Origin of the sequence: Pseudomonas sp. IPO3778 (assembly GCF_013386825.1) — a bacterium.
Taxonomy (GTDB): domain Bacteria; phylum Pseudomonadota; class Gammaproteobacteria; order Pseudomonadales; family Pseudomonadaceae; genus Aquipseudomonas.
Genome location: NZ_JACARC010000030.1, coordinates 113,384 through 135,699, shown reverse-complemented (window position 1 = coordinate 135,699; position 22,316 = coordinate 113,384). Strand labels below are relative to the sequence as shown.

Below are 22,316 nucleotides of genomic sequence, written 5' to 3'. Positions count from 1 at the left end.
TTCATGGATATCCGTAAAGTTAAGAAATTGATCGAACTGCTGGAAGAATCCGGTATCGACGAGCTGGAGATCAAGGAAGGCGAAGAATCCGTACGGATCAGCCGTCACAGCAAGACTCCGGCCCAACAGTTCTACGCACCACAGATGCAAGCGCCGGCCCCTGCGCCAGTGGCTGCCGCTCCGGTTGCGACCGTTGCCGAAGCCCCTGCTGCTCCGAAACTGAACGGTTTCGTGGTCAAGTCGCCAATGGTCGGTACCTTCTACCGCACCCCGGCACCGACTTCGCCAGCCTTTGTTGAAATCGGCCAGACCGTCAAAGTGGGCGACACCATCTGCATCGTTGAAGCGATGAAGATGATGAACCACATCCAGGCTGAAAAAGCCGGTGTGATCGAATCCATCCTGGTAGAAAACGGTCAGCCGGTTGAATTCGACCAACCGCTGTTCACCATCGTTTGAACCGCGGAGAGCCAACGATGTTGAAACCTGCGAAGCTGGAAAAAGTCCTGATCGCCAACCGCGGCGAAATCGCCCTGCGGATCCTGCGCGCGTGCAAGGAAATGGGCATCAAGACCGTCGCGGTGTACTCGACTGCCGACAAAGAGCTGATGCACTTGGGTCTGGCGGACGAGACAGTTTGCATCGGCCCGGCGCCTGCCAACCTGTCTTACCTGCACATCCCGGCGATCATCGCGGCCGCTGAAGTGACCGGCGCCACCGCCATTCACCCAGGCTACGGTTTCCTCGCGGAAAACGCCGATTTCGCCGAACAGGTGGAAAAATCCGGTTTTGCCTTCATCGGTCCGAAAGCCGACACCATTCGCCTGATGGGCGACAAGGTATCGGCCAAGCACGCCATGATCGCCGCCGGCGTGCCAACCGTGCCCGGCTCCGACGGCCCGTTGCCTGAAGACCCGGAAACCGCTCTGCGCATTGGTCGCGAAGTCGGTTACCCGGTGATCATCAAGGCCGCTGGCGGCGGCGGTGGTCGCGGCATGCGCGTTGTGCACAAGGAAGAAGACCTGATCGAAGCGGCCAAGCAGACTCGCGAAGAAGCGGGCGCCTGGTTCAGCAACCCGATGGTCTACCTCGAAAAATACCTGACCAACCCACGTCACGTGGAAGTCCAGGTGCTTTCCGATGGCCAGGGTCACGCGATTCACCTGGGCGATCGTGACTGCTCGTTGCAGCGTCGCCACCAGAAGGTGCTTGAAGAAGCACCGGCACCGGGCCTGGATGAAACCGCCCGTGCCGAAGTTCTGGCGCGTTGCGTCAAGGCGTGCATCGACATCAACTACCGTGGCGCAGGCACTTTCGAGTTCCTGTACGAGAACGGCCGCTTCTACTTCATCGAGATGAACACTCGTGTGCAGGTAGAGCACCCGGTATCGGAAATGGTCACCGGCATCGACATCGTCAAGGAGATGCTGAGCATCGCCGCTGGCAACACGCTGTCGTTTACCCAGGATGATGTGAAGATCCACGGCCACTCCCTGGAGTGCCGGATCAACGCCGAAGACCCGAAAACCTTTATCCCGAGCCCAGGCATGGTCAAGCACTTCCATGCACCAGGCGGCAACGGCGTTCGCGTCGATTCCCACCTGTACAGCGGCTACAAGGTTCCGTCGAACTACGACTCCCTGATCGGCAAGCTGATCACCTGGGGCTCGACTCGCGATGAAGCCATGGCACGCATGCGCAATGCCCTGGACGAAATCGTGGTAGACGGCATCAAGACCAACATCCCGTTGCATCGGGATCTGGTTCGCGATGAAGGCTTCTGCGAAGGTGGTGTGAACATTCACTACCTGGAACACAAGCTGGCTAATCAGTAAGCGAAGTGATCCACCCAACACAGCCGCCTTCGGGCGGCTTTGTTGTTTGTGGGATACAAAAAACACCACAAAACCCTGTGGGAGCTGGCTTGCCTGCGATGGCGGTGGGTCAGTGAGGTAATGCTCCGCTGACACTCCGTTATCGCAGGCAAGCCAGCTCCCACATTTAGCCTGCGTTCAGTCAGTGGTGTCGTCTTCTGCCCGCCGCTCGCGTAAACTTGCGCGCTTTCGCAGCCCTACCCTGCTGCACACTCATTTTTTCAAAGGTGCCCGCCATGCCTTGGCTGCAAGTCCGTCTCGCCATCAGCCCAGAACAAGCCGAAACCTACGAAGACGCGTTCCTCGAAGTGGGCGCGGTGTCGGTAACCTTCATGGACGCCGAAGACCAGCCGATCTTCGAACCCGAGCTCAACACCACCCCGCTGTGGTCCCACACCCACCTGCTGGCCCTGTTCGAAGACGGCACCGATGCCGCCAGCGTGTTGGCCCATCTGGAACTGCTCACCGGCGGCCCACTGCCGGAGCATCACAGCGAAATCATCGAAGACCAGGACTGGGAACGCAGCTGGATGGATAACTTCCAGCCAATGCGCTTCGGCCAGCGCCTGTGGATCGTGCCGAGCTGGCACGCGGCTCCCGAGCCTGACGCGGTGAACCTGCTGCTGGACCCGGGCCTGGCGTTCGGCACCGGCACCCACCCCACCACGGCCCTGTGCCTGGAATGGCTCGACGGCCAGGACCTGCACGGCTGCAACGTGCTGGACTTCGGCTGCGGCTCGGGGATTCTGGCCATCGCCGCCCTGCTGCTGGGCGCCAAGGAAGCCGTCGGTACCGATATCGACGTGCAGGCCCTGGAAGCCTCCCGCGATAACGCCGGGCGCAATCACATCGCTGAAGAGAAATTCCCGCTGTACCTGCCGGAGCAATTGCCCCAGGTACAGGCCGACGTGCTGGTGGCCAACATCCTCGCCGGGCCACTGGTTTCGCTGGCGCCGCAGCTGTCGAGCCTGGTCAAGCCGGGCGGCCGCCTGGCGCTGTCGGGCATCCTCGCCGAACAAGGCGAAGACGTTGCCGCCGCCTATGCCCAGGATTTCGAGCTGGATCCGATCGCCAACCGCGATGGCTGGGTACGCATCAGCGGTCGTCGGCGCTAGAATGAGCGCTTGCATGAATCGGATGGCCGCATGACCGACAGTTTCGTCACCCAGTGCCCACATTGCCAAGCACGCTTTCGCGTCAGCCATGCTCAATTGAGCGTGGCCCGTGGCGTGGTGCGCTGTGGCTCATGCCTGCAAGTGTTCAATGCCGCGCGCCAATTACTGGAGCAGCGCGCCAGTGCGCCCGCGCCCCAGGCATCGCCTGTGGCAGAGCCACCGGCGGCGGCAGAACCGCCACCCGAAGCACCGCGGGCCATCAGCCAGAAACAATGGACCGCCGAAGAGCTGGACCTGGACAACCTGGACCTTGACGAAGAACTGGCCAAGCTGGAACGTCGCGAGATTCAACACACCCAGCCCCTGGGTGCAGACCGTCGCCAACAGGGCGCCGACCGTCGGCAAAAGGAAGACACCCTCAACGCCAGCCGTGACACGGCCAAAGCCGAGGAAGAGCAATGGGCCGCCAGCCTGTTCAGTGAGCCGCGCGATGAACGGGAGCAAGCCCCGCAACCCGCCGACGAGCCACCGCAACCGGCCAAGGCAACTCCGGGCAAACCCAAGCGCACCGAGCCGTCGATGTCGTTTGAAGCCGTTGAGCCTGACGACGAGCCTGCACTCCACAGCCGCCTTGCCGATGACGACCTCGACCCGCCGGTAACCGCCGAAACCGTCGAGCCGGAACCCCGGCAACCGGAGCGCCCGCAGCCAAAACGCAAGCGCCCTCGCCCCGAGGCCAGCGCTCACGACGACATGCTGCAGGACCTGGAAGACGACCCACTGCACCTGTATTCCCAGAAGCGCGCCTCCGGCTGGGGCCGCCGCCTGTTCTGGGGGTTGTTGGTGCTGCTGGCCGCCGCCGGCCTGGCGGGACAGTACGTCGCTTACCAATTCGACGACCTGGCACGCCAGGATGCCTATCGCCCGTGGTTCCAGGAACTGTGCCCAACACTGGGCTGCACGGTGCCATCACGGGTCGATATCGCCCACATTAAGAGCAGCAACCTGGTGGTGCGCAGCCACCCGGAATTTGCCGGCGCCCTGGTGGTGGACGCGATCATCTATAACCGCGCGACATTCTCCCAACCGTTCCCGCTGCTGGAGCTACGCTTCGCGGACATGAACGGGAATATGATCGCCAGTCGTCGCTTCAAGCCCGCCGAATACCTCAGCGGCGAGCTGGCCGGCCAGACCGAGATGCCCTCCCAGACGCCGATCCACATTGCCCTGGACATTCTCGACCCGGGCAACAAAGCAGTGAATTACAGCCTGAGCTTCCACTCTCCCGAGTGAACCGGCGCATGGGCCGGGGTTTGACGGCAGATTATTGACTGCACCGCCTTCGACCAAACCGGCGGCGATAAGAAAGTAACTGTTCAGATTTTATCCAATTCAGCCTTTATCCAGTCATCGAGAGCGGGTATCATGCCAACCCTTTTTCGAACTCTAATGATCCGGCCCCACAACAGGGAAGTCCTATGTCGGCGGTACGCATCGGCCCATACACATTGCACAACGGCTTGATCCTCGCCCCCATGGCGGGCGTCACCGACCAGCCCTTTCGTCAGCTTTGCAAACGATTGGGCGCAGGGCTTGTAGTCTCGGAAATGGTTACCAGCGACATGAGCTTGTGGAACACCCGCAAATCGCGGATGCGCATGATCCATGAAGGTGATCCCGAGCCCCGCTCGGTACAGATCGCCGGCGGTGATGCGCAAATGCTGGCGGATGCGGCCCGGGCCAACGTGGAGTTGGGGGCGCAGATTATTGACATCAACATGGGTTGCCCGGCCAAGAAGGTCTGCAACAAGGCCGCAGGCTCCGCCCTGTTGAAGGATGAGCAGTTGGTGAGCGAGATCCTGCATGCCGTAGTCGCTGCAGTGGATGTGCCGGTCACCCTGAAGATCCGCACCGGTTGGGACCGGGACAACAAGAATGGCCTGACGGTGGCGAAGATCGCCGAGCAGGCGGGCATTACAGCGCTGGCGGTGCATGGCCGCACCCGCGCCGACCTTTACACCGGTGAAGCCGAGTACGACACCATCGCCGCGATCAAGCAGGCGGTGTCGATTCCCGTCTTTGCCAATGGCGATATCGATTCAGCCGAGAAAGCCCGGCGCGTACTGCACGCGACCGGTGCCGATGGCCTGTTGATTGGCCGGGCTGCCCAGGGGCGGCCGTGGATTTTTCGTGAGATCGACCATTTTCTGCGTACCGGCGAAACCTTGCCGGCACCGGAGTTGATCGAGGTGGAACGTATTCTGCTAGAGCATCTGGCCGCCCTGCACGCCTTCTATGGAGACGTGATGGGAGTACGCATTGCTCGCAAGCATGTGGGCTGGTATCTCGCAACCTTGCCGGGCGCCAGGGAGTTTCGCGCCCACTTCAATCGTTTGGATGATACGGAAGCACAGTGCGCCAACGTTCGTGAGTTCTTCTGCGAGCGTTACAAGAGCCTGGTGACAGGGGACGGAGAAGGGGTGGCCGCATGACGATGATGACCGAGACTTTAGTGAGTGGAACAACACCCGTGAGCGACAACGTCAATTTGAAACAGCACCTCAACACGCCGAGCGAAGAAGGCCAGACCCTTCGCGGGAGTGTCGAGAAGGCGCTGCACAATTATTTCGCCCACCTTGAGGGCGCTGCCGTCACGGACGTGTACAACCTGGTGCTCTCCGAAGTCGAGGCCCCGTTGCTCGAAAGCGTGATGAACTACGTCAAGGGCAACCAGACCAAGGCCAGTGAGCTGCTCGGCCTGAACCGTGGCACGCTGCGCAAGAAACTCAAGCAGTACGATTTGCTGTAAGCATTCAATCAAACCAGAAAGGCGCCCGCGTAAAAACGGACGCCTTTTTTGCTGACTCCTTTGCTTTTGATGGAAATTGAAATGACCGACCAGACTACCCGCCTGCCGATCCGCCGTGCCTTGATCAGTGTCTCCGACAAGACCGGGATCCTCGAATTCGCCCGGGAGCTGGAAGCCCTGGGCGTGGAGATTCTCTCCACCGGCGGGACCTTCAAACTGCTGCAGGACAACGGCGTGGCCGCAGTGGAAGTGGCGGACTACACCGGCTTCGCAGAAATGATGGACGGTCGGGTCAAGACCCTGCACCCGAAAATCCACGGCGGGATCCTTGGTCGTCGCGGTATCGACGACGCCATCATGACCGAACACGGCATCAAGCCGATCGACCTGGTGGCCGTTAACCTGTACCCGTTCGAAGCCACCATCAACAAGCCAGGTTGCGACCTGCCGACCGCCATCGAAAACATCGATATCGGCGGCCCGACCATGGTTCGCTCGGCAGCCAAAAACCACAAAGACGTGGCCATCGTGGTGAACGCCAGCGACTACGCCAACGTGCTGGAAAGCCTGAAAGCCGGCGGCCTGACCTACGCCCAGCGCTTCGACCTGATGCTCAAGGCCTTCGAACACACCGCCGCCTACGACGGCATGATCGCCAACTACATGGGCACCGTGAACCAGGCCGCTGAAACCCTCAGCACAGAAGGTCGCAGCCAGTTCCCGCGCACCTTCAACAGCCAGTTCATCAAGGCCCAGGAAATGCGCTACGGCGAGAACCCGCACCAGAGCGCGGCGTTCTACGTGGAAGCCAAACCGGCCGAAGTGGGCATCGCCACCGCGACCCAACTGCAAGGCAAAGAGCTTTCCTACAACAACGTGGCCGACACCGACGCCGCGCTGGAATGTGTGAAGAGCTTCGTCAAGCCCGCCTGCGTGATCGTCAAGCACGCCAACCCGTGCGGCGTGGCCGTGAGCCCCGACGCTGAAGGCGGTATCCGCCAGGCGTACGAACTGGCCTACGCCACCGACACCGAGTCGGCCTTCGGCGGCATCATCGCCTTCAACCGTGAACTGGATGCCGAGACCGCCAAGGCGATCGTCGAGCGTCAGTTCGTTGAAGTGATCATTGCCCCGTCCGTCAGCGAAGGAGCTCGCGCCATCGTTGCCGCCAAGGCCAATGTGCGCCTGCTGGCCTGCGGCGAGTGGTCGGCTGACCGTGCCGCCGCCTGGGACTACAAGCGCGTCAATGGCGGCTTGCTGGTACAGAGCCGCGACATCGGCATGATCGGCAGTGACGACCTGAAAGTGGTGACCCAACGCGCGCCGACCGAACAGGAAATCAACGACCTGATCTTCGCCTGGAAAGTCGCCAAGTACGTTAAGTCCAACGCCATCGTCTACGCCAAGAACCGCCAGACCATCGGTGTCGGCGCCGGCCAGATGAGCCGCGTGAACTCGGCCCGTATCGCAGCGATCAAGGCGGAACATGCCGGTTTGCAGGTGCAGGGCTCGGTGATGGCATCCGATGCCTTCTTCCCGTTCCGTGATGGCCTGGACAATGCCGCGAAAGCCGGTGTGACCGCCGTGATCCAGCCGGGCGGCTCGATGCGTGACGCTGAAGTGATTGCAGCGGCTGATGAAGCCGGCATCGCCATGGTCTTCACTGGCATGCGCCACTTCCGTCACTGATCCAACTTGATCGAAATGTGGGAGCCGGTTTTGTGGCGAGGGAGCTTGCTCCCGCTGGGGTGCGAAGCGCCCCCAAAAGCGGGCTCCAGCTGCGCTGTCGAACGGGAGCAAGCTCCCTCGCCACAAGAGTCCGGCTCCACATTAAAGCGCTCCAGCGGCGCCTTACAGAATTTGAGGTTTTTGAAATGAATGTTTTGATCATTGGCAGCGGTGGCCGTGAACACGCCCTGGCCTGGAAAGTTGCCCAGGACCCACGCGTCCAGAAAGTGTTCGTTGCACCCGGCAACGCCGGCACCGCCATTGAAGCCAAGTGCGAAAACGTCGCCATCGACGTTCTGGCCCTTGAGCAGCTGGCGGACTTTGCCGAGAAAAACGTTTCCCTGACCATCGTCGGTCCGGAAGTGCCCTTGGTGGCCGGCGTTGTGGACCTGTTCCGCAGCCGTGGCCTGGACTGCTTCGGCCCAACCGCCGGCGCCGCCCAGCTGGAAGGCTCGAAAGCCTTCACCAAGGATTTCCTGGCGCGCCACAAGATCCCGACCGCCGACTACCAGAACTTCACCGAGATCGAGCCGGCCCTGGCTTACCTGCGTGAGGTCGGTGCACCGATCGTGATCAAGGCCGACGGCCTGGCCGCCGGTAAAGGCGTGATCGTTGCGATGACCCTGAGTGAGGCCGAAGACGCCGTGCGCGACATGCTCGCCGGCAATGCTTTCGGTGAAGCCGGTTCCCGCGTGGTGATCGAAGAATTCCTCGACGGCGAAGAAGCCAGCTTCATCGTGATGGTCGACGGCAAGAACGTGCTGCCGATGGCCACCAGCCAGGACCACAAACGCGTCGGCGACGGCGACAGCGGCCCGAACACCGGCGGCATGGGTGCCTACTCCCCGGCCCCAGTGGTCACCGCCGACGTGCACAAACGCGTGATGGACCTGGTGATCTGGCCAACCGTGCGCGGCATGGCGGACGAAGGCAACGTGTACACCGGCTTCCTGTACGCCGGTTTGATGATCGACAAGGCCGGTAACCCGAAAGTCATCGAGTTCAACTGCCGCTTCGGCGACCCGGAAACCCAACCGGTGATGCTGCGCCTGCAATCGAGCCTGGTACTGCTGGTGGAAGCCGCGCTGGCCCAGGCGCTCGACAAAGTCGAAGCCCAGTGGGACCCGCGCCCAAGCGTCGGCATCGTGCTGGCTGCCGGCGGCTACCCGGCCGACTACGCCAAGGGCGATGTGATTGAAGGTCTGGACGGGGCTGCTACGCTGGAAGGCAAGGTGTTCCACGCGGGCACCGCGCTCAAGGATGGCAAGGTCGTCACTGCCGGTGGCCGCGTATTGTGCGCAACCGCCATGGGCAGCAGCGTAGATGCCGCCCAGCAACAGGCTTACAAGCTGGCGGCGAAGATCGACTGGAAGGGCTGCTTCTACCGCACTGACATTGGCTACCGCGCCATTGCCCGTGAGCGTGGCGAAAGTCAGTAAACAGCTATCCGTTCGGTTAGGCAGGGGCCCTTGGCCCTTGCCCTACTCTTGTGGCCCCGCGCATAGTTATACCCATGCATCAACCTACGAAGGGATTTCGCCGTGCGCTGGCTCAGGATCGCCATAGGTTTCACTGTCAGTCTGCTGACCTTGCTCTGCTTGCTTCCGGCCCAGGCCGCCGCACAAGGCAGTGGCTGGGCGGTATTGCTTGATGAACAGGCCGATCTGCAACTGAGCGATATCCGCTCGCCCCGCTATATCAATCAATTCAGCCCCATCGAACTGGACCGGATTACCGCCGCGCAGCCGGACGGTGCGTTGTGGGTACGCTTCAGGCTGCAACCCGGCAAGCACGAGCAAGTGCTGCGAGTATTCGCCCCCGACCTGTCACACCTGAACCTGTACGTGCTCGACGGCGACACCCTGGTGGAGCAGCAAGCCACCGGCACCCGCCAGCCCCAGGCCGAGCGCCCGCTGCCCAGCAGCGACTTCATGCTGCCGATGCCCCAAAGCCAGAAGCCGCTGGACGTGTACCTGCGCATGGTCTCGGAACATGAGCTGCGCCCGTACATCACCCTGGAGCCCGCGGTACTGGCTGCGGCCAACCAGAACCAGACACTGATCTACGGGCTGCTGTTCGGCTGCCTGGTGATGCTGATCCTGCACAACCTGACCCGCTACGCCTACCATCGCTCCCGCAGCAGCCTGTGGCTCGCCGCCTGCGAAGTGCTGTTGATGCTCAGCCTGGCGCTGTTGCTCAACGTGGTGGGGCCGTGGCTGCCGAACTGGCACGCGGTACAAACCCCCGGCGCCTACCTCGCCCTGCTGCTGACGGCACCGTGCGGGCTGATGTTCGCTTACCGTTTCTTTGCCCCCCTGGGCCCGCACCCGCTGAACAAGCTGTTGATGGCCGATATCCTGCTGATCGTCCTGGTCGGGCTGTTGCTGCTGTTCGTCAATACGCTGCCCCTGAACATCATCACCTACGCCCTGGTGGCGCTGGCCGGCCTGAGCATGCTGTTCGTCTCGGCCTATCACTGGCAAAAAGGTTATCGCCCGGCGCGCCTGTTCATGCTGGCGATGGTGATCTTCAACATTGGCACGCTGATCATCCTGCCGGCCTTGCTGGGCCTGACACTGGTGGCGCCCCAAGGCTTGATCGTCACCTTGCTCGGTTTTATCTGCCTCAGCGGCCTGTTGATGAGCCTGGCGTTGGGCGAACGCCAACGCGCTATCACTGAAGACAACTTCAGCCTCAGTCGCGACCTGGCGGCCAGCAATGCCGAAATCGCCGCCAAGGCCGAGTTCCTGGCGAAGATCAGCCACGAAATCCGCACCCCCATGAACGGCGTGCTGGGCATGACCGAACTGCTGCTGGGTACGCCGCTGTCGGTCAAGCAACGGGACTACGTGCAAACCATTCATAGCGCCGGCAATGAACTGCTCACCCTGATCAACGAGATTCTCGACATCTCCAAGCTCGAATCCGGGCAGATCGAGCTGGACGACGTGCAATTCGACCTCAACGCGTTGATCGAAGACTGCCTGAGTATTTTCCGCGCCAAGGCCGAACAGCAGAATGTCGAGCTGATCAGCTTTATCCAGCCACAAGTGCCACGGGTGATCAGCGGCGACCCGACGCGCCTGCGCCAGGCGCTGTTGAGCCTGCTGGAAAACGCCCTGCAAAAAACTGATGAAGGCGAAGTGCTGATCGTGGTGGCGCTGGACGAGCGCAGCAGCAAACCGCGCCTGCGCATTGCCGTGCAAGACAGCGGCCTGCCGATGGAGCCCGCCGAGCGCGACGCCCTGCTGCACAGCGAGTTGCACAGCAAGAACTTCCTGTCTGCCACCCGCTTGAGCGGCCATCTGGGCCTGGTCATCGCCCGCCAGTTGATCCTGTTGATGAACGGCGAGTTCGGCATCAAGAGCGGCAGCCAACAGGGCAGCACCCTGTGGCTGACCTTACCGCTGGACCCGGAACGCCTGGAGCATCCGACCTCCGACCTCGACGGCCCGCTCAAGGGCGCCCGCGTGCTGGTGGTGGACGACAACGACACCTGCCGCAAAGTGCTGGTGCAGCAATGCACGGCGTGGGGCCTGAACGTGAGCGCGGTGCCATCGGGCAAGGAGGCGTTGGCCCTGCTGCGCACCAAGGCGCACCTGCGGGATTATTTCGACGTGGTGCTGCTGGACCAGAACATGCCCGGCATGACCGGTATGCAACTGGCGGCGAAGATCAAGGAAGACCCGAGCCTGAACCACGACATTTTGCTGATCATGCTCACCGGCATCAGCAATGCGCCGAGCAAGATCATCGCGCGCAACTGCGGGATCAAACGCATCCTCGCCAAGCCTGTGGCCGGCTATACCCTCAAGACCACGCTCGCCGACGAACTGACCCAACGCAGCAAGGGCACCGTGCAGCCTCGCCAGGCAGCGATCAGCGCCCCCGTTCCCGTGACGGTGCCGAGTGATTTCAAGATTCTGGTGGCGGAAGACAACAGTATCTCCACCAAGGTGATTCGCGGCATGCTCGGCAAGCTCAACCTGCAGCCCGACACCGCCAGCAACGGCGAAGAAGCCCTGCAGGCGATGAAGACCCAGCGCTACGACCTGGTGTTGATGGATTGTGAAATGCCGATCCTCGACGGTTTCTCCGCCACCCAGCAACTGCGGGCATGGGAAGTCAGCAACCAGCGCATTCGCACGCCGATCGTGGCGCTGACGGCGCACATTCTTTCAGAGCATAAAGAGCGTGCACGCCAGGCCGGGATGGACGGGCACATGGCCAAGCCGGTGGAGTTGTCGCAGTTGCGTGAGCTGGTGGAATATTGGGTGGCGCAGCGGGCACAGCGGCCGGAGCACGCCCCTACGCCCTGACGACGCGCCACCTGTAGGAGCGAGCTTGCTCGCAAAGAACCTGAGAGCGCCGCGTTAAACCAGAAAGCCCGCGTTATCGTTAACGACCTTCGCGAGCAAGCTCGCTCCTACAGGGGATCAGTGCAGCCCGTTCGTCACAGGCCTGATAAACTCCCGCTCGCCCTCTTTCGCTGTGAGCTCCCACCATGCTCCATGTGCTATTCAGCGTTTACCTGAAGATGCTGGTGCTCTACAGCCCCTTCTTCGTGCTCTCCTGCTTTATCAGCCTGACCCGCGGTTACTCCAGCAAGGAGCGGCGGCGCCTGGCCTGGAAAGTGGCCCTCGCCACCCTGGTCTCGAGCGTGTTGCTCTACCTGTTCGGCCGGGTGATTTTCAGTGTGTTCGGCATCACCGTCGACGCCTTCCGCATCGGCGCCGGCAGTGTGCTGTTTATCTCGGCCCTGGGCATGGCTCAAGGCAAGTCCGCCGTGCAGACCGACAACGTGCAGCAGGACGTGACCATCGTACCGCTGACCATCCCCCTGACCGTCGGCCCCGGCACCATTGGTGCGCTGCTGGTAATGGGCGTCAGCCAGCCCCACTGGGACGACAAGATCACCGCCATCCTCAGCATCGCCCTGGCCAGCCTGACGGTGGGCGTGGTGTTGTACCTGTCCAACCGAATCGAGCGCATCCTCGGCGACCAGGGCTTGCAAATTGTCAGCCGGTTGATGGGGCTGTTTGTGTGTGCCCTGGCCGCGCAAATCATCTTCACCGGTGTACGCGGTTACCTGGTGCCGTAGATCAAATCCTGTATTTCGCGATGGCCAGGCGGACCTTGTCCCCTGCGCTGTCCCGCAGCAGTTGAATCGACGCCTCGTTGACCACCGCACTGTTCAACACCAGGCAGGTGCGGCCACTGAAGGCTTCAATGGATGCACTGTCCCACTCCAGAAACGGCACGCCCAGTTGCTTGCTGACGCCGCGGGCACTGTAGGTCACCAGCACCATCGAGACCTCCCCTGCCGTTTCCGAGCAGGACGCCAAGCCAAAATCACCACCGTCGCGGATGGTGGTATTTCGTTTGAACAACTCGAATGACGCCGGGAGCTGTTTCAGCGCTTCAACGGCCTCCGCCACCCGTTTGGGCAGCGCGCTGATCAGCGGCCCCGACAGGAACGTCGAGGCCACGGTGGCCGCCACCAGATTCAGCGCCGCCCACTGCACCGAGAGTCCTTTGCGGGTCGTGTACACCCGCTCGAAACTGCTGCGGACCGGCATCCAGCCCAGGCTGCTCATCACCTTGATAAATTCGTTGTACCAGGCCTCCGTTCCCCGGCCGATCCGCAACACATCGCTGACGTAGCTGCTCGCCAGCAAATAGCTTTTGCGGGTGTACTCTTTGTTGAGGTGAGTCATGCCGTCCACAAACGACATGACACTGTTGTTCACCACCGCCGCGTCCAACGCGTCGTCCCCCTCGGGTGTCACCAACGGGCTCAACCCCGATGACGGTCCGGACGCGCCCGGAAGCCGGTAAGCGGCAATCAGCTTCCTGCGTTTTGCATTGTTGATCCGTCTGTTATGTCGCTCCATAGCCATTCTCCATAACCCCCAACATGGGGCTTAACGCCAACACTAGTCGAATTGCCAGGGATTTTTGGCAGCTGGAAATTGGCCAAAGAAACCGCCGCACTGTGCAGGAAAAATCACCGCCGGCGGCGCAGCTGAGTAAACGTTGGGGATGAACCGGCACTCAGGAAAGGCGCCGTGTTTTTCTTCAGTCAGTAGAGAACGGTACGACTCGACCTGACGCAAAAAAACGTTGGGCAGGCAGACCGTTCTTCCACCACGTACTGACTTTTCAAAGCGGCCCCCTTGCAGGGCCGCCGCTGTTTTCAGGACGCGGGCTTCTCGCCGTACCAACGTGGCGTGTACACCCACTCGCCACCACCGGCCCGGGGGAATACACAGGTGGTGGACGAGCCGATCAGCACCATGGTGCGCATGTCCACTTGCTCCGGGGTCAGTTGCCCCAGGGTCGTGACGCGCAGGGTCTGGCCCGGGCGGCCAATATCGCGGCCCAACACCACTGGCGTCTCGGCCGTGCGGTGCTGAGCGACGATCTCCAGGGCGCGCCCCAACTGCCAGGGCCGCGCACGGGAAATCGGGTTGTAGAACGCCAACGCCAGGTCGGCCTGGGACGCCAGGTCCAGGCGCTTCTCGATGATCGCCCAGGGCTTGAGGTTGTCCGACAGCGACATCACGCAGAAGTCATGCCCCAGCGGCGCACCCGCCTGGGCCGCCGTGGCGAGGGATGCCGACACGCCCGGCAGGATCTCCAGGTCGACCTGATGCCAGGCCGGGTTGCCGGATTCGTGCAGGGCTTCGATCACCGCGGCGGCCATGGCGAATACGCCCGGGTCACCCGAAGACACCACCACCACCGAACGCCCTTGCGCCGCCAGCTCAAAGGCGTGACGAGCGCGCTGCATTTCTTCGCGGTTATCGGTGCAATGCTGGATCTGGTCCGGCCGGAATGGCCCGGCCATGCGCACGTAGGTTTCGTAACCCAGCACATCGGTGCAGCGGGCCAGCTCGGCCTTCACGGCGGGCACCATCAGTTCGGCAGCGCCGGGGCCCAGGCCGATGACCGCCAAGCGACCACGGGGGCGACCGATCTGGGACAGGTCCAGAGGTGCCTCGGACAACGTGATCGCAATGTCCGCTGGCGTCTCCAAACCGGCGAAGCGCAATGGCACGCCCAACTCCAATGCCGCTTCATGCAACGACGAATCGGCCATCTCGGTTTCAGCTGCCAGCAAACACGCCAGGGACTGCACGGCGAGCCCTGCGTCCTGCAACGCCGCACGAATGCGGCCGGCCAATTGCGGCCCCGGCTGGCAGGTGACCAACACGTTCTTCGGGTAAATCAGCAGTTCATTAGCCGCAGGCGTGCGCTCGGCGCTGCCCACATGAATCGCCAGACGCGCTTGCTGATCCTGCGGCAAGTTGGCTTGGTCCAGCCACGGTGCCGCGCCTTCGATGCGCACCGATTCGCCCGCCAGCAAGTCCGACACAAAACGCTTGCCCAGCTCCAGATCCCCGAGTTGATAACCGCTGGGCGGATTAAGCAGGCAGGTGCCAAAACGCAGCTCGCCACTGGTGGTGATCGCAGCGGCAACGCCCAAGGCGGCGGCAATTTCCCGCGCCAGTACGTTCACGCCACCGAGGCCGCCGAGCAGCGGCACCACGGCGCTGCCGTCTTCGGCGACCGCGAGCACGGCAGGCTCCACGCCTTTCTCCAACAGCAGCGGCGCCAGCGTGCGGATCACTATCCCGGCGGCGCACAACGCAATGATCGGCGTGCCCTGTTGATACAACTGGCGCACGGCAGCGCCGAATTCGGTGTAGGGCTGGTCTGCGCCCTCGACCCGTCCGGCCAGGCCGTGGATCAACGCGTCGGGATACACCTGCTGGATAGCCCGGGCCGTGGCGAGGCTGCCCTGCCCCAGGATGACAATCGCGGGAGCCGTCATCAGCCTTGCCACCTTTCGCCGGGAACAATGATCAGCGAGAAGTACGGCGAGGACGTTGGATCGACCTGGTCCAGGGCGACGATTTTCTGATTGGCCATGGTCGCGCGCTCGACGTACAACGCCCGGCTCGCCAGCCCCAACTCCTCCAATACCTGGCGCACCTTGGTGAAGTTGCGCCCCAGCTTCATGATCACCGCCGCATCGGCATCCGCCAGGCGACGCTTGAGTTCGTCATGGGGCAATACGCCGGAAAGCACCGACAGGCTCTGGTTGCGGTACACCAACGGCGCGCCCAGCACAGAGGCGCCACCGAGCATCGAGCACACGCCCGGGATCACCTGGGCTTCGTAACGTTCGGCCAGGCGGTCGTGCAAATACATGTAGGAACCGTAGAAGAACGGGTCGCCTTCGCAGATCACTGCCACGTCGCGCCCGGCATCCAGGTGCGCCGCCACGTCGACACTGGCGGTGTCGTAGAAATCGCTGATCACTTGCTCGTAGGACAGCGGCGCCGGCAATACTTCCGTGGTCACCGGGTACACCAGCGGCATCAGGGTTTGCTGGGGCACCAGATGGTCTTCGATGATGCCGAAGGCGTTGCCCTTCTTGCCTTTGGCCACGAAGTACGCCACCACCGGCGATTCGCGCAGCAGGCGCAGGGCTTTCAAGGTAATCAGTTCCGGGTCACCGGGGCCTACGCCCAGGCCAATCAAACGTCCGCGTGCCGGCATTATTCGACCTCCGTGGCCAAGGCGTTCACCGCGGCGGCGGCCATCGCACTGCCGCCCAGGCGGCCCTGCATGATCACGAACGGTACGCCACGGCTGTCTGCAGCCAGCATGGCCTTGGATTCGGCAGCGCCGACAAAACCCACCGGGAACCCGAGGATCAGCGCGGGTTTTGGCGCGCCGGCGTCGAGCATTTCCAGCAGGTAGAACAAGGCCGTCGGCGCATTGCCGATCACCACCACGCTGCCTTCCAGGTGCGGGCGCCACAGTTCCAGGGCGGCAGCGGAGCGGGTGTTGCCCAGCTCGCGGGCCAACTCCGGCACGCTGTCATCGCGCAATGTGCAAATCACCTGATTGTTGGCCGGCAGGCGCGTACGGGTCACGCCTTCGGAGACCATCCGCGCATCACACAGGATCGGCGCGCCAGCGGCCAGGGCTTCGCGCCCGGCCTTGCCGGCACCTTCGGAAAATTGCAGGCCGTCGATAGCGTCGACCATGCCGCAGGCATGAATCACCCGCACGGCGAGTTTTTCCAGGTCGGCAGGAATGCTATCCAGCTTGGCTTCTGCGCGAATGATCGCGAAGGAGTTGCGATAGATCTCCTGACCGTCGCGGATGTAATCAATCATCGGTGTTGCTCCGTGGGTGGGCGCGCAACACGGCGCCCGCCGCTTCAATAGAAAGAGTGCGCGCGTGCAGGCGGCCGAAACCGGGCAGGCCTGCGTCGCGAAAATAGAGGTCGTAGTGGCCGGGGCTCACCGCCAGCAACGTGACCGGCGCGGTGTGTGCGGCAGCGCAGGAACGCGGGCAGCCGGACAGGTGCACAGTGTGGCCGGGGGCAAGTGTTGCCAGTTGCAAGGCGTCGGCCTTGGTGTCGGACAGGCCTTTGGCGCAGCCGCTGGAACCGGTGCAGGCGATAAGGCGTGCCAGGGGCTGGTCCACTGAACACAGAAAGCCAAGCTGTTCGAGGCGCTCGGTGACCGCCGCCGCATTCCGGATATTGGGCAGCAGCAGGCCTTGCCAGGGCGTGAACCGCAGGGTGGCGTCGCCATGGTCGACGGCCAGTTGGGCGGCGCCCCTGAGCATCGCCGAATCCAGGCGGCCCAAGGGGGCAATGGCGGCGACGTAGACCTGATTGCTTTGACGCTGTGGATAACTTCCCAGGTGCAGCGGCGCGGGATTGGCGCGGCGTGAAAAGCCATCAAGCGGCTGCCATGGCAGGTTTAACTGCCCGACAAAGTTATCCACAGGCGTTTCCGCCAGCAGGTGCCGCATGCGGGTTTGATCGGGCCGAGCCAGCTCAAGGAACTGTTCAAGCACCGCCACCACCAATGCGTGGCCTTGCGCCAAAGGTACGGCCGCCAAGGGCGCGTCCTGCGCCGGGCAGCCTGCCAGGCCGAACGCCAACAGCGTCTGGCCATTAGCCTGGAAAGCCGACAGCCACAGGTCGTGGTGGTGTTCGAGCATGGCCAGGGCTTCACCGCCGTCCAGTTGCACGGCGAACTTGGCCGACAGTTCATGGAAACGGGGATGGGTTTCCAGGGTGGCGAGGATCTGGTCGGCCAACGGCCGCGTGTCGAACAGCATGTCGCGGTCGATGCCGGCGCTGGGGCTGAGCATCAGGTTGCGCACATCGTCCCCGGCGGCGCTCCTGGGGCCCAGGTCGGCGGCCAGCAGGGCGGCGATCAACGCCTCCTGTTCGGCGCCTATCCCGCGTATTTGCAGGTTGGCCCGGTTGGTCGCCTCAATCACCCCGCCCGCATAGGCCTGGGCCGCGTCGGCCACGGCAAACGCCTGCTCGGCGCGGATCGAACCACCGGCCAATTTGATCCGGCAGATCCCGCCATCCAACGCCTGGACAATACGCAGCAACCCCGGACAAGCCGAGGGGCGCAAGGTATTGGACGGTGGTGTTGGTTTCACAGGGCTACCGGTTCACAGGTAAAGGCGCGGTATTATGCCTGCTTTGTCCGGCGGCATGAAAAGCCTGCCCGTCGGATGTCGTTCAAGGAATTCATATGTCGCCCTGGCTGACGGTAGTAGGCATCGGTGAAGACGGCTTCAAAGGCCTGGGCAGAAACGCCCGGCACGCCCTGTTGCGCGCCTCTCGCATTGTGGGCGGCCAACGCCAGCTGGACTTGTTGCCGGTGTGTATCCGTGGCGAGCGCCAGTTATGGCCCAGCCCGTTTTCCCTGGAGCCGGTGCTGGCACGGCGTGGTGAGGCGGTGTGCGTGCTGGCCAGCGGTGACCCGATGTTCTATGGCGTAGGCGCGAGCCTGGCGCGGCAGGTGCCGGCCGATGAGCTGCTGATTCTGCCGGCGCCGTCTTCCGTGTCGCTGGCGGCGGCGCGGTTGGGCTGGCCGTTGCAGGATGTGGTGACGCTGTCGGTGGTTGCCCGGCCATTGGCGGCGCTGAATGCTCACCTGGCCACCGGCGTGCGTTTGCTGGTGCTGAGCAATGACGGCCAGAGCCCGGCGGCTATCGCAGCGCAGTTGGCCGAGCGCGGGTTTGGCGCCAGTCGCCTGAGCGTGTTTGAACACCTCGGCGGGCCGGCTGAACGACGTATCGACGGCATCGCCCGGGATTGGCCGAACGAGCCGATTGCCGCGTTGAATCTGGTGGCCATCGACTGCATGACCGACGCCAACACTCCGCGCCTGTCACACCTGGCAGGGCTGCCGGACTCGGCCTTCAAGCATGACGGCCAACTGACCAAGCGCGACGTGCGCGCCATGACCCTCGCCCGCCTCGCGCCAATGCCCGGCGAATTGCTGTGGGACGTGGGCGCAGGCAGCGGCTCCATCGGGATCGAATGGATGCGTGCTCATCCCAGTTGCCGCGCGCTGGCCATCGAGGCCGACGAAGGCCGGCAACGGCTGATCGAACACAACCGTGATGCCCTGGGCGTCCCCGGCCTGCAACTGATTCGCGGCACGGCGCCCCACGCACTCGCAGGCCTGGAAGCGCCGGACGCGATCTTCATCGGCGGCGGCGTCACCCGTGACGGCGTGCTCGACACCTGCTGGCAGCACCTGCGCCCCGGTGGCCGGCTGGTGGCCAACGCCGTGACCCTGCAAAGCGAAATGACCCTGATGGCCTGGCGCGAACAACACGGCGGCGAGCTGACCCGCATTCATGTGGCCCAGGCCCAGCCACTGGGGGACTTCGATACCTGGCGCCAGGCACTGCCGATCACCTTGCTGGACGTGACCAAGCCGCTATGAAACCCATCCTGCTATTGGGCGGCGTGACGGAAGCCCTGGCCATCGCCCGCACGTTGGGCCCCGAGCATATCTACAGCCTGGCGGGTGTGGGGCGCGTACCGACGGATCTCACCTGCCGGGTGCGCGTCGGCGGCTATGGCGGTGCGCAAGGCCTGGCGCAGTTTATTCGCGACGAAGGCATTGAACTGGTGCTGGACGCGACCCATCCGTACGCCGCGCAGATCAGCGCCAACGCGGCCCATGCCGCGGGTGTGTGTGGCATTCCCTGCTGGGCCCTGCGCCGCCCGGCATGGCAGCCACAGGCCGGTGATGACTGGCGCGACGTCAGCGACTGGGCCGAGCTGATCGAAGCCCTGAAACCCTTCAAGCGACCGCTGTTCACCCTGGGCCGCGAGCCGCTGCAACACCTGCATGAAATCCCCGCCGAACAATTCTGGACGCTGCGCGCACTGGACGTGTACCCCGGCAATGAACGCTGCGAAGTGATTGGCGCCCGTGGGCCGTTTTTGATCGAGGACGAGCGGGCGTTGTTTGAGCGGCGGCAGATTGATGTGCTGATCAGCAAGAACAGCGGCAGCAGCGCTACGGAGCCGAAGCTGGAAGTGGCAAGGGAGCGGGGGGTGCCGGTGTTGGTGTTGAGGCGGCCGGTGTTGGCGCAGGTGGATAGGGAGTTCACGACAGTCAACTCGGTACTGGAAGCATTCCAGTCTGTATGACGCAACACGAAACAAAGGTGGGAGCTGGCTTGCCTGCGATACAGACGACGCGGTCGTTCAGATACACCGCAGCGATACCATCGCAGGCAAGCCAGCTCCCACACTAATCTGCGTCGGTCAGTTAGTTCCTCGCGGCGGCCGTCTGTCCGGCACCTTCGTGCACCCGATCAGCCAGCAACTCCGCCAGTTCGATCAACTGAGCAACGCCCAGCAACTCCTCTCGCTTCGATCCTTCCAGGCTAAACGCCAAGTCGCAACTCAGCGCGTTGGCCGAGGCGAGTGTTTCAATGAGGTTGACCAACAGGTCTTCGGTGCTGATTCCGTCGGCTACGGTGAACAGCCGAAAGGGGGGATTAGGGGTAGGTTTAATCATTGTGAAGCTCCGGAGAAGTACAAAGGAGCTACCACTGATCGCCGCGATGCGATGGGGGTGGTAGCTGAACGCGGGTTCGCGGACCGGCTCTCCAGAACACCGGCATACCCGAAGGTATCCCGCGCACAGCCACCATAGTGCCGCACAGTAGACGATAAAAAAGCGCCAACTGAAAGGACACGATGACGCTTTTGCGTCTGAAGAAATCCGGGCCGCGACGCCCGACCACTGAGTTTGCAGTGGTGTACGGAGACTAGAGATTGCGTTTCCTAGGGACAACCTCAAATCACTGTCGGAAATTTCTGTGGAGCACTTCCGTATCCAGGTTGCATGGAGGCCCAATGAGAAGCTGCCTACACAGACACCAGAATCCGCTGACTACCAGAATAAGTATTCCCTTGGCGATGATCTTCAACATTTCGTCCACCGACGTTAAACATGAGGTTCATCGCATGACTGAAAAATCCCGTCCCCGGCGCTTAACTCGACCTGCTGAACATACGATTATCGAACACATAATCGCGAATCCCGAGCTTGCGCACGCGCTTGGCCTTGAAGCGGACGCATTGAAATCAGATGAGCCCGACATCGCAGTACGATTAAACCAATGGCTGGAAAAAGCTCAATGCCTGCCTGACACAAAGACACAGTTCACGCGCTTCGATGCTGCCAACCATCTACGAACACAAGAAGAGATCGACGCTTATCTGGAAGCCTGCATCGAAGAAGACCCAGGCGATGGCTCATTGGTCAGCACAGCGCGAGAGACCATTGCCCGAGCAACCCGCAGGCTGAATACCAGGCAATAGCCGAATACAATCCCTCAGTTCCCGTCTATCCTGAAACCCAGCACTGCGACACCAAACCACACCGCCCCTTTTTACTTATCCTCCCCGATCAGGCTAAATACCCGCCTGATCGATTAACCCTACGGATTGTCCGCCATGGCCCGTCAACGCTTTGCAATTGCCTGGATCGCCTGCTTTGCAGTGCTGTTCAATGCGTTTGCCATGCCGATGGCCGGGGCGATGCAAGGTTCGAACAACGCCCTCGATCAACTGTTGTGGGGCGGTTTCTGCTCCTCCAATGCCAACAAGCTGACGGCGATTGCCCTGGGCAAGCTGGAGATTCCGGCGCCGCAGCAGGACGATCACTCCACCATGCAGCATTGTTGGTGTTGCTCGGGCTCGGCGCCGTTGGTGGCGCTGCCGGGGCATTCGCCCACGCTGTATTTCCCACGATTCGACGCGGTGCAAGACCTGCCTGCGCCGTCCTTGCAATCCCCAACCCCGCGCCAGCAATGGCCAAGCCTTAACCCCCGCGCCTCTCCAACGGTCTGATTACTTCGCAAGTGAACTGCGTTTAGAACCGTTCTGGAGAACTGCCATGCTCAAATCTTCCCTGCTTCTGGCTGCGTTGTTGCTGCCGGTGTGTGCTGCTGCCAATGCCGAAGACTTCAAGGTCGGCGAACTGATGGTCAGCGAACCCTGGTCCCAGGAGCTGCCGCCCAACGCGCCGACCGTCGCGGCGTATTTCGTGATTCATAACCAGGGCGAGCATGCCGATCGCCTGCTCAGCGTCGACACGCCCGTGGCCGCCAAGGCCGAGCTGCATGAGCATGTGATGCAGGGCGACTTGATGAAGATGCAGCAGGTGACCAGCGTCGCCGTTCCGGCCAACGGCGACCTGACGTTCGCACCCATGGCCTACCACGTGATGCTGCTGGACCTGAAGGACCGCAGCGTATTGCGCGACGGCCAGCATTTCCCGCTGACCCTGAATTTCGAGAAAGCCGGGCCGGTGAAGGTGGAAGTGTCGGTGCAGAAGCAACCGCCCATGGCCGGCCACGAGCACATGCACGCCCAGTAGATAAACCTTGATGGGCGCCCCTCGCGCCAGGTTGTCACCACAC

General features: G+C 62.5%; 21 protein-coding genes. 15 read left to right on the top strand and 6 right to left on the bottom strand.

Annotated elements, in window-relative coordinates:
- Positions 1-3 precede the first annotated feature (3 nt).
- The 10 genes from accB to HX855_RS14970 all read left to right on the top strand — a co-directional run bounded on the left by accB (position 4) and on the right by HX855_RS14970 (position 12,627).
- Positions 4-459, top strand: a complete 456-nt coding sequence (gene accB, locus HX855_RS15015) for an acetyl-CoA carboxylase biotin carboxyl carrier protein (RefSeq protein WP_088424725.1) — start codon at positions 4-6, stop codon at positions 457-459.
- 17 nt (positions 460-476) lie between these two features.
- Entirely contained in the window at positions 477-1,835 is a 1,359-nt protein-coding gene (accC, locus tag HX855_RS15010) for an acetyl-CoA carboxylase biotin carboxylase subunit (RefSeq protein ID WP_169357689.1), read from the top strand.
- A 275-nt stretch (positions 1,836-2,110) separates the two neighbouring features.
- Entirely contained in the window at positions 2,111-2,989 is an 879-nt protein-coding gene (prmA, locus tag HX855_RS15005) for a 50S ribosomal protein L11 methyltransferase (protein WP_177083232.1), read from the top strand.
- A 30-nt stretch (positions 2,990-3,019) separates the two neighbouring features.
- On the top strand, positions 3,020-4,282 hold the full coding sequence (locus HX855_RS15000; protein ID WP_177083230.1) for a DUF3426 domain-containing protein: 1,263 nt from the start codon (positions 3,020-3,022) through the stop codon (positions 4,280-4,282).
- A gap of 185 nt (positions 4,283-4,467) precedes the next feature.
- Entirely contained in the window at positions 4,468-5,481 is a 1,014-nt protein-coding gene (gene dusB, locus HX855_RS14995) for a tRNA dihydrouridine synthase DusB (RefSeq protein WP_177083228.1), read from the top strand.
- Positions 5,478-5,798: a DNA-binding transcriptional regulator Fis gene (gene fis, locus HX855_RS14990; protein WP_003186237.1), complete on the top strand. Its 321-nt coding sequence runs from the start codon at positions 5,478-5,480 to the stop codon at positions 5,796-5,798. Before dusB ends, fis begins: the two co-directional genes overlap by 4 nt.
- 81 nt (positions 5,799-5,879) lie before the next feature.
- Complete coding sequence (gene purH, locus HX855_RS14985; protein ID WP_177083226.1) at positions 5,880-7,487, top strand: bifunctional phosphoribosylaminoimidazolecarboxamide formyltransferase/IMP cyclohydrolase; 1,608 nt, start codon at positions 5,880-5,882, stop codon at positions 7,485-7,487.
- 185 nt (positions 7,488-7,672) lie between these two features.
- The gene (purD, locus tag HX855_RS14980) at positions 7,673-8,965 is read left to right on the top strand and encodes a phosphoribosylamine--glycine ligase (protein ID WP_177083224.1); all 1,293 of its coding nucleotides are present in this window, start codon (positions 7,673-7,675) and stop codon (positions 8,963-8,965) included.
- A 102-nt stretch (positions 8,966-9,067) separates the two neighbouring features.
- Positions 9,068-11,845, top strand: a complete 2,778-nt coding sequence (locus HX855_RS14975; RefSeq protein ID WP_177083222.1) for a hybrid sensor histidine kinase/response regulator — start codon at positions 9,068-9,070, stop codon at positions 11,843-11,845.
- Positions 11,846-12,030: 185 nt separating this feature from the next.
- On the top strand, positions 12,031-12,627 hold the full coding sequence (locus HX855_RS14970) for a MarC family protein (RefSeq protein WP_003217330.1): 597 nt from the start codon (positions 12,031-12,033) through the stop codon (positions 12,625-12,627).
- Position 12,628: 1 nt separating this feature from the next.
- Here the strand turns inward: HX855_RS14970 and HX855_RS14965 are convergent, their stop codons facing one another.
- From HX855_RS14965 to cobG, 5 genes are all read right to left on the bottom strand, one after another.
- Complete coding sequence (locus HX855_RS14965) at positions 12,629-13,420, bottom strand: hypothetical protein (RefSeq protein ID WP_177083221.1); 792 nt, start codon at positions 13,418-13,420, stop codon at positions 12,629-12,631.
- Between the two features lie 302 nt (positions 13,421-13,722).
- A complete protein-coding gene (cobJ, locus tag HX855_RS14960; RefSeq protein ID WP_177083220.1) occupies positions 13,723-15,363 on the bottom strand; it encodes a precorrin-3B C(17)-methyltransferase in 1,641 nt (546 codons plus the stop codon).
- A complete protein-coding gene (locus tag HX855_RS14955; protein ID WP_003217336.1) occupies positions 15,363-16,094 on the bottom strand; it encodes a precorrin-2 C(20)-methyltransferase in 732 nt (243 codons plus the stop codon). Before HX855_RS14955 ends, cobJ begins: the two co-directional genes overlap by 1 nt.
- Positions 16,094-16,720, bottom strand: a complete 627-nt coding sequence (locus HX855_RS14950; RefSeq protein ID WP_177083218.1) for a precorrin-8X methylmutase — start codon at positions 16,718-16,720, stop codon at positions 16,094-16,096. Before HX855_RS14950 ends, HX855_RS14955 begins: the two co-directional genes overlap by 1 nt.
- On the bottom strand, positions 16,713-18,014 hold the full coding sequence (cobG, locus tag HX855_RS14945) for a precorrin-3B synthase (protein ID WP_309139789.1): 1,302 nt from the start codon (positions 18,012-18,014) through the stop codon (positions 16,713-16,715). Before cobG ends, HX855_RS14950 begins: the two co-directional genes overlap by 8 nt.
- Before the next feature lie 95 nt (positions 18,015-18,109).
- Between cobG and cbiE the strand changes: the two genes are divergently transcribed.
- Together cbiE and HX855_RS14935 are read left to right on the top strand one after the other, a co-directional pair.
- Positions 18,110-19,315, top strand: coding sequence for a precorrin-6y C5,15-methyltransferase (decarboxylating) subunit CbiE (cbiE, locus tag HX855_RS14940; protein WP_177083216.1), 1,206 nt, complete (start codon positions 18,110-18,112; stop codon positions 19,313-19,315).
- Complete coding sequence (locus HX855_RS14935; protein WP_177083214.1) at positions 19,312-20,031, top strand: cobalt-precorrin-6A reductase; 720 nt, start codon at positions 19,312-19,314, stop codon at positions 20,029-20,031. The genes cbiE and HX855_RS14935 overlap by 4 nt, the downstream gene beginning before the upstream one ends.
- Positions 20,032-20,152: 121 nt before the next feature.
- Here HX855_RS14935 and HX855_RS14930 read toward each other — a convergent pair whose 3' ends face one another.
- Positions 20,153-20,404 carry a DUF6124 family protein gene (locus HX855_RS14930; RefSeq protein ID WP_177083212.1) on the bottom strand — a complete coding sequence of 84 codons (252 nt, stop codon included), beginning with the start codon at positions 20,402-20,404 and terminating at the stop codon, positions 20,153-20,155.
- 398 nt (positions 20,405-20,802) lie between these two features.
- Here HX855_RS14930 and HX855_RS14920 point away from each other — a divergent pair, with 398 nt between their 5' ends.
- The 3 genes from HX855_RS14920 to HX855_RS14910 all read left to right on the top strand — a co-directional run bounded on the left by HX855_RS14920 (position 20,803) and on the right by HX855_RS14910 (position 22,273).
- The gene (locus HX855_RS14920; protein ID WP_178948007.1) at positions 20,803-21,213 is read left to right on the top strand and encodes a DNA-binding protein; all 411 of its coding nucleotides are present in this window, start codon (positions 20,803-20,805) and stop codon (positions 21,211-21,213) included.
- Positions 21,214-21,348: 135 nt separating this feature from the next.
- Positions 21,349-21,744, top strand: a complete 396-nt coding sequence (locus HX855_RS14915) for a DUF2946 domain-containing protein (protein ID WP_177083206.1) — start codon at positions 21,349-21,351, stop codon at positions 21,742-21,744.
- Between the two features lie 46 nt (positions 21,745-21,790).
- Positions 21,791-22,273 carry a copper chaperone PCu(A)C gene (locus tag HX855_RS14910; RefSeq protein ID WP_177083204.1) on the top strand — a complete coding sequence of 161 codons (483 nt, stop codon included), beginning with the start codon at positions 21,791-21,793 and terminating at the stop codon, positions 22,271-22,273.
- Positions 22,274-22,316 lie beyond the last annotated feature (43 nt).

Coding starts and splice junctions, on each gene's coding strand:
- HX855_RS14915 (WP_177083206.1), top strand. CDS start 21,349: ATGGCCCGTCAACGCTTTGCAATTGCCTGGATCGCCTGCTTTGCAGTG.
- prmA (WP_177083232.1), top strand. CDS start 2,111: ATGCCTTGGCTGCAAGTCCGTCTCGCCATCAGCCCAGAACAAGCCGAA.
- accB (WP_088424725.1), top strand. CDS start 4: ATGGATATCCGTAAAGTTAAGAAATTGATCGAACTGCTGGAAGAATCC.
- HX855_RS15000 (WP_177083230.1), top strand. CDS start 3,020: ATGACCGACAGTTTCGTCACCCAGTGCCCACATTGCCAAGCACGCTTT.
- HX855_RS14970 (WP_003217330.1), top strand. CDS start 12,031: ATGCTCCATGTGCTATTCAGCGTTTACCTGAAGATGCTGGTGCTCTAC.
- HX855_RS14955 (WP_003217336.1), bottom strand. CDS start 16,094: ATGCCGGCACGCGGACGTTTGATTGGCCTGGGCGTAGGCCCCGGTGAC.
- cbiE (WP_177083216.1), top strand. CDS start 18,110: ATGTCGCCCTGGCTGACGGTAGTAGGCATCGGTGAAGACGGCTTCAAA.
- fis (WP_003186237.1), top strand. CDS start 5,478: ATGACGATGATGACCGAGACTTTAGTGAGTGGAACAACACCCGTGAGC.
- HX855_RS14930 (WP_177083212.1), bottom strand. CDS start 20,404: ATGATTAAACCTACCCCTAATCCCCCCTTTCGGCTGTTCACCGTAGCC.
- dusB (WP_177083228.1), top strand. CDS start 4,468: ATGTCGGCGGTACGCATCGGCCCATACACATTGCACAACGGCTTGATC.
- cobJ (WP_177083220.1), bottom strand. CDS start 15,363: ATGACGGCTCCCGCGATTGTCATCCTGGGGCAGGGCAGCCTCGCCACG.
- purD (WP_177083224.1), top strand. CDS start 7,673: ATGAATGTTTTGATCATTGGCAGCGGTGGCCGTGAACACGCCCTGGCC.
- HX855_RS14910 (WP_177083204.1), top strand. CDS start 21,791: ATGCTCAAATCTTCCCTGCTTCTGGCTGCGTTGTTGCTGCCGGTGTGT.
- accC (WP_169357689.1), top strand. CDS start 477: ATGTTGAAACCTGCGAAGCTGGAAAAAGTCCTGATCGCCAACCGCGGC.
- HX855_RS14965 (WP_177083221.1), bottom strand. CDS start 13,420: ATGGAGCGACATAACAGACGGATCAACAATGCAAAACGCAGGAAGCTG.
- purH (WP_177083226.1), top strand. CDS start 5,880: ATGACCGACCAGACTACCCGCCTGCCGATCCGCCGTGCCTTGATCAGT.
- HX855_RS14950 (WP_177083218.1), bottom strand. CDS start 16,720: ATGATTGATTACATCCGCGACGGTCAGGAGATCTATCGCAACTCCTTC.
- HX855_RS14935 (WP_177083214.1), top strand. CDS start 19,312: ATGAAACCCATCCTGCTATTGGGCGGCGTGACGGAAGCCCTGGCCATC.